This is a genomic window from Acinetobacter sp. FB, from assembly GCF_056033405.1.
Genome location: NZ_CM148502.1, coordinates 811017 through 816351, shown reverse-complemented (window position 1 = coordinate 816351; position 5335 = coordinate 811017). Strand labels below are relative to the sequence as shown.

The 5335-nt window shown below is 35.1% G+C and carries 4 protein-coding genes; 1 reads left to right on the top strand and 3 read right to left on the bottom strand.

Annotated features, from left to right (window positions below; all coding sequences use genetic code 11):
• Nucleotides 1-401: 401 nt before the first annotated feature.
• From AC0JIQ_RS03885 to AC0JIQ_RS03875, 3 genes are all read right to left on the bottom strand, one after another.
• Complete coding sequence (locus AC0JIQ_RS03885) at nucleotides 402-1901, bottom strand: cation:proton antiporter (protein WP_288401476.1); 1500 nt, start codon at nucleotides 1899-1901, stop codon at nucleotides 402-404.
• Nucleotides 1902-2160: 259 nt separating this feature from the next.
• Complete coding sequence (gene ypfJ, locus AC0JIQ_RS03880) at nucleotides 2161-3054, bottom strand: KPN_02809 family neutral zinc metallopeptidase (RefSeq protein ID WP_474202690.1); 894 nt, start codon at nucleotides 3052-3054, stop codon at nucleotides 2161-2163.
• A 42-nt stretch (nucleotides 3055-3096) separates the two neighbouring features.
• Nucleotides 3097-4020, bottom strand: coding sequence for a DUF808 domain-containing protein (locus AC0JIQ_RS03875; protein ID WP_474202689.1), 924 nt, complete (start codon nucleotides 4018-4020; stop codon nucleotides 3097-3099).
• Between the two features lie 165 nt (nucleotides 4021-4185).
• Between AC0JIQ_RS03875 and trpS the strand changes: the two genes are divergently transcribed.
• Nucleotides 4186-5199, top strand: a complete 1014-nt coding sequence (gene trpS / locus AC0JIQ_RS03870) for a tryptophan--tRNA ligase (protein ID WP_004664430.1) — start codon at nucleotides 4186-4188, stop codon at nucleotides 5197-5199.
• Nucleotides 5200-5335 lie beyond the last annotated feature (136 nt).

Below are 5335 nucleotides of genomic sequence, written 5' to 3'. Positions count from 1 at the left end.
GATTATATTCCTCATTATAAATTATTAATTTCTAACTAGTTTTTAATTAAGTTGTTACTTTAGATTTAAGTTATTGTTTCTAGTGACATAGTTCACAACATCACTTTAAATCAAATAAAAAAAATGTTAAATAGCTCACAAAAACCATGTATTAAACAATTACATTGACACAATTAATTACAGCAAAATAAACAAATGATTTTTAAATAAAAAATATTTAAAATACCTTTTTAATAGTTATTAAAATTACATTTCTTAATAAATATATAAAATAATATTAATTAGTTCCTAAAAAGAATTTTAAGATCGGTTAAAATAATTTTTAGAAATTTTAAAACCATAAAATAAAAAAGCCTTTAATATTAACTAAAGGCTTTTTATCAAAAGAACAAAATATAATATTAAAAATTATTGGGATTTTCTAAACGCCTTACTTCATCTCTTTTATTTGGGTGGTGGACTGTTGCCACGCCATCATCTGATTTTTGATCTAATAAAATTTCTGGATTATAAATTGTTATTATTTCTTTACCTAAAGCATCTTCACCAACGATATATTTAAAACCACGTCGGTTCATTTTATTACACATCTGTTGATAAAAACCTTTTAGCCCCTCTGTTTGTTCATTTGGATTATAATAAAAAGTATTCATGACAGCAGGTAAGCCTAAGCCACACACAACACCAGATAAAAGTACACTAATAAAAGTATATCCAATTAAAATACTGCTATAAGGACTGAGCTGAGGAATGTTCGCAACAGCTAAAATTAAAGCCAATGAAATACCCCCACGGACGCCACCCCATGACAGAATAGTTAAGCTACCATTGTAACTTTTGTATCGAAATGAAGGAAATAAAGCAAAAGCGGAGAAATTCGCTGCGAATCGTGACAGATGAAGAATTAAGAAAGAAACAATTCCTCCAATGATTAAATTTACACTTAAATCTAAAATAAATAATTCTAAACCAATCAACGTAAATAGAAATGAATTAATAATGCCTTCAACTGTATGCCAGAAATGATTTACTTCACGGATTTCACGTTGTTCACGGATTTCTTGCCATTTATTCCCAACAATTAAACCGCCAATTACACAAGCAATTGGCGCAGATGCATGCGCAAATAACGCAACCAGATATGAACCACTCGCAAGTAAGGCAGTCGTTAAAATTAGTGACTCCATCTCATGCTTACCACGCAATAACCGCAAAATTCCAAAGCCAAATGCGAAACCAATAATCACTGCGACAAAAATTTCATATAATAATGTTTCAACGGTCGCAAGCAATGAGAAGTGCTCACCTTGTAAAACTTTCAGTAAAGTCATAAACAAAGCGATACACATCGCATCATTAAATAAAGATTCGCCTTCTAGTTTTACAATCAAGTGATGAGGTGCGCGAATGGAACTTAATACGCCTTTAATTCCAATAGGATCGGTTGCTCCTAAGGCTGCGCCTAATAACAATAAAACTGAAATCGGAACAGGATAGCCCACTGCCCATTGGAAAAAATATAAAATTCCCGCATAAAAACCGGCACATAATACTAAAGCGATCGTTGCTAATATACTGATTGGCTTCCAGTAATTACGTAGATCTGAAATTTTAAACTTTAAAGCAGAAGATGTTAGGATAAAGCAAATTACACCATTAATTAAAAAATCATAAAAATCGATTTCGCGTACTGCGGCTTCAATATTATGAATATTAATCGTAACAAACTGATTTCCATTTAATAAACTGGCTCCCCACTGTAAAATAAAGACAAAAATTGCCGACACAATCGGTACACCAATTGCCTGTGGGAATCCTAAAATCCTTTTATTAAAAATGGTCGTTGCAATGGATAATGCAAAAATTACGGTTAATGCCTGTAATAGAAAATAATTCCCCATACAACCTCTTACTTATTTTCAATAAGATACGTTACTTAAATTTTAAAATTTAATGTTGATAAAATTTATGAATGGATTATTCTAAAACTGAGTGGAAAATTAGTGTCTATACAGCATTTTTTTATTTCAAAAGAGATAACTTAGATGCAGTAATAAACCCATCATCCTCAAATCAGTATAGACAATTTAATTTTACGTTAATTTTTCTTATAAATCGTATATCTTCCGTATAAAAATCAAGGACAAATATTCATCGTTTTTACTTAAAAGTATCACATTGATTGATCTCTCCAGATTTCAGACCTTGCTGAAACCAATGCATTCGTTGTTCACTACTACCATGTGTGAAACTATCCGGAACAACCTGACCTGTAGCTCTACGTTGTAAATAGTCATCGCCAATTTTCTCGGCAGCATCCATTGCTTCTTCAATATCACCCTGTTCTAAAAATTGGGTGCGCTGTTGATTCTGATGCGCCCAAATACCAGCAAAACAATCCGCCTGTAATTCTAAACGGACAGAAAGCTGATTTCCTTGTGTTTGGCTAGCTTGTGCACGTGCTTGCTGTACTTGACCAGAGATGCCCAATAGATTTTGAATATGATGCCCAACTTCATGCGCAATGACATAAGCCTGCGCAAAATCCCCTGCTTGATCTTGACGAGAAAGTTCTGTCTGATTCTGCTCACCAGAAATACCCATTTGCTGGCGCATATCTTTAAAGAAAGCAGTATCGATATAAACTTTTTGATCCGCAGGGCAATAAAAAGGCCCCATTGCTGCTTGTGCCCTACCACAAGCTGATTTATCGACACCGCTAAACAAAACTAAGCGTGGTGGCGTGTAAGTCATGCCAAGTTTTTGAAAAATCGGAGTCCAAGTATCTTCTGTATCCGCAAGAATAGTTCCAACAAAATCACTTGCCTCTTTCTGTTCAGCAGTTAAATTTTGTGGCGCAACACCCTGTTGCGAAGACTGGGCACTGGTAACCGCTTGAGTTGCTTGATAGGCTTGTTGTGGATCTACTCCAAAAAACTTCCACGCAACAAATGCAACGATCAAACCTATAATACTGATACCACCTGCTTTTGCTCCGCCACCACCACGACGATCTTCAACATTGGTACTGACACGACGACCTTTCCAACGCATATTAACCTCACATATGATAATGATGGTGATTGAGCATTTTATTTATGCAGATGCTTTTGACCAAAATTTTTGAATAAGCATAACAACCATTAATACAACAGCACCTGCAATAAAGCCGATTCCTAGATTAATCAAAGTTGGTGTTAAGGCACCGATAATTGAACCAAAACTTGGAATTAACTCTAAATGGTCTACGGTTTCTTCAGTAAAATGATGTAATAAAGGAACTGTATGCGAAATAATTCCACCACCTACCAAAAACATTGCAACCGTTCCAACAATAGATAATGTTTTCATTAGAATAGGAGCAAATGCGAGTAGACCACGACCTATTTTATTTTTAAACGTAGATGCCTGTTGTGTTAAATATAAGCCTAAATCATCAATTTTCACAATCATTGCAACAAAACCATAAACACCTACGGTCATTACGATTGCAATCACACTTAATACAGTCACTTTAGTCATAAATGCAGCTGTTGCAACTGTACCTAACGAAATCACCACAATTTCAGCAGATAAAATAAAATCGGTACGTATCGCACCTTTTACTTTTTCTTTTTCAAACTTGTCTAAATCTATTTCGATCTGTTCCAAGCTTTCATTGGCCTCCTCAGCCGTTTTTGCTTTTTTATGCTGGAGCATGTGTACAACTTTTTCTACTCCTTCATAACATAGAAATAAACCGCCAATCATTAACAAAGGATTGATTAACCAAGGTGCAACTACACTAATTAGTAATGCTAATGGAACCAAGATAAGCTTATTAACGAAGGAACCCTTAGCCACGCCCCATACCACAGGCAACTCTCGATCTGCACGTACACCACTGACTTGCTGCGCGTTTAGGGCTAAATCATCACCCAACACCCCTGCTGTTTTTTTTGCAGCCATTTTACTCATTACCGCAACATCATCCAAAATCGTTGCAATATCATCGAGTAATAACAATAAACCACTCGCCATTTTTATTTCCCAGTTTGTATTTATTTCGCTATTGTAGAATTCCTCAATAAATTCACAACATTATTTTAAGAAAAAGTTTAAGCAATCGCTGACGAAAAAATTTTATTTCCCGTACAATAATATCAATCTTTATATTTATGAAACTACTGAATCTTGGAACATATCATGAGTAATGCTGATCAACGTCCAATCATCTTGACAGGCGACCGCCCTACTGGACAACTTCATCTTGGACACTTTGTTGGCTCATTACGCTCTCGTGTTGGTTTACAAGACAGTCATCATCAACACCTTTTATTAGCAGATGCTCAAGCACTGACTGATAATGCAGACAATCCAGATAAAGTTCGTAATAACATTCTCCAAGTTGCTTTAGATTATTTAGCGGTTGGTATCGATCCAACTAAAACAACAATTTGCGTTCAGTCATGCTTGCCTGCACTGAATGAGCTCACAATGCTTTATCTTAACTTTGTGACTGTTGCACGTTTAGAGCGTAATCCAACCATTAAGTCAGAAATTCAAATGCGTGGTTTTGAACGAGATATTCCTGCTGGCTTTTTATGTTATCCAGTAGCTCAAGCAGCAGACATTACCGCATTTAAAGCGACTGTAGTACCTGTTGGCGAAGATCAAATCCCAATGATTGAACAAACCAATGAAGTTGTACGTCGTGTTAACCGCCAAATTGGTCATGACTTATTACCTGAATGTAAAGCATTATTATCAAATATGGGACGCTTACCAGGTTTTGATGGTAAGGCTAAAATGTCTAAATCACTCGGTAATACGATTGTCCTGAATGCTTCTGATAAAGATATTAAAAAAGCAGTCAATGCGATGTATACCGATCCAAATCACTTAAGAATTGAAGATCCAGGTCAAGTCGAAGGTAATATTGTATTTACTTACCTTGATGCGTTTGATCCAAATAAAGAAGAAATCGAAGAACTAAAAGCGCATTACCGTCGTGGTGGTTTAGGTGATGGTACGGTGAAAAAACGCCTAGAAGGTGTACTCAAAGAATTGATCTTACCGATTCGTGAACGCAGAGCTGAACTCGAAAAAGATCCTGATTATATTATGGACATTTTAAAACATGGTACAGATAAATGCCGTGACATTACTCAGCAAACATTAGATGAAGTGAAAAGTGGATTAGGTTTGTTTAAATTCTAATTTACGTTACTTTTATTGCAAAAAAAGCCTAATATTTAGGCTTTTTTCATGTAAATATCTTATTAAATTTAGTTTTAGACCTCGGTAACAACCCGATAACTAACAATTTTTGTCACATATTAACATCCATTAACAC

Excerpts from the sequence above, each read along its gene's own strand:
- AC0JIQ_RS03885 (WP_288401476.1), bottom strand. The coding sequence starts at position 1,901 with ATGGGGAATTATTTTCTATTACAGGCATTAACCGTAATTTTTGCATTA.
- ypfJ (WP_474202690.1), bottom strand. The coding sequence starts at position 3,054 with ATGCGTTGGAAAGGTCGTCGTGTCAGTACCAATGTTGAAGATCGTCGT.
- AC0JIQ_RS03875 (WP_474202689.1), bottom strand. The coding sequence starts at position 4,020 with ATGGCGAGTGGTTTATTGTTATTACTCGATGATATTGCAACGATTTTG.
- trpS (WP_004664430.1), top strand. The coding sequence starts at position 4,186 with ATGAGTAATGCTGATCAACGTCCAATCATCTTGACAGGCGACCGCCCT.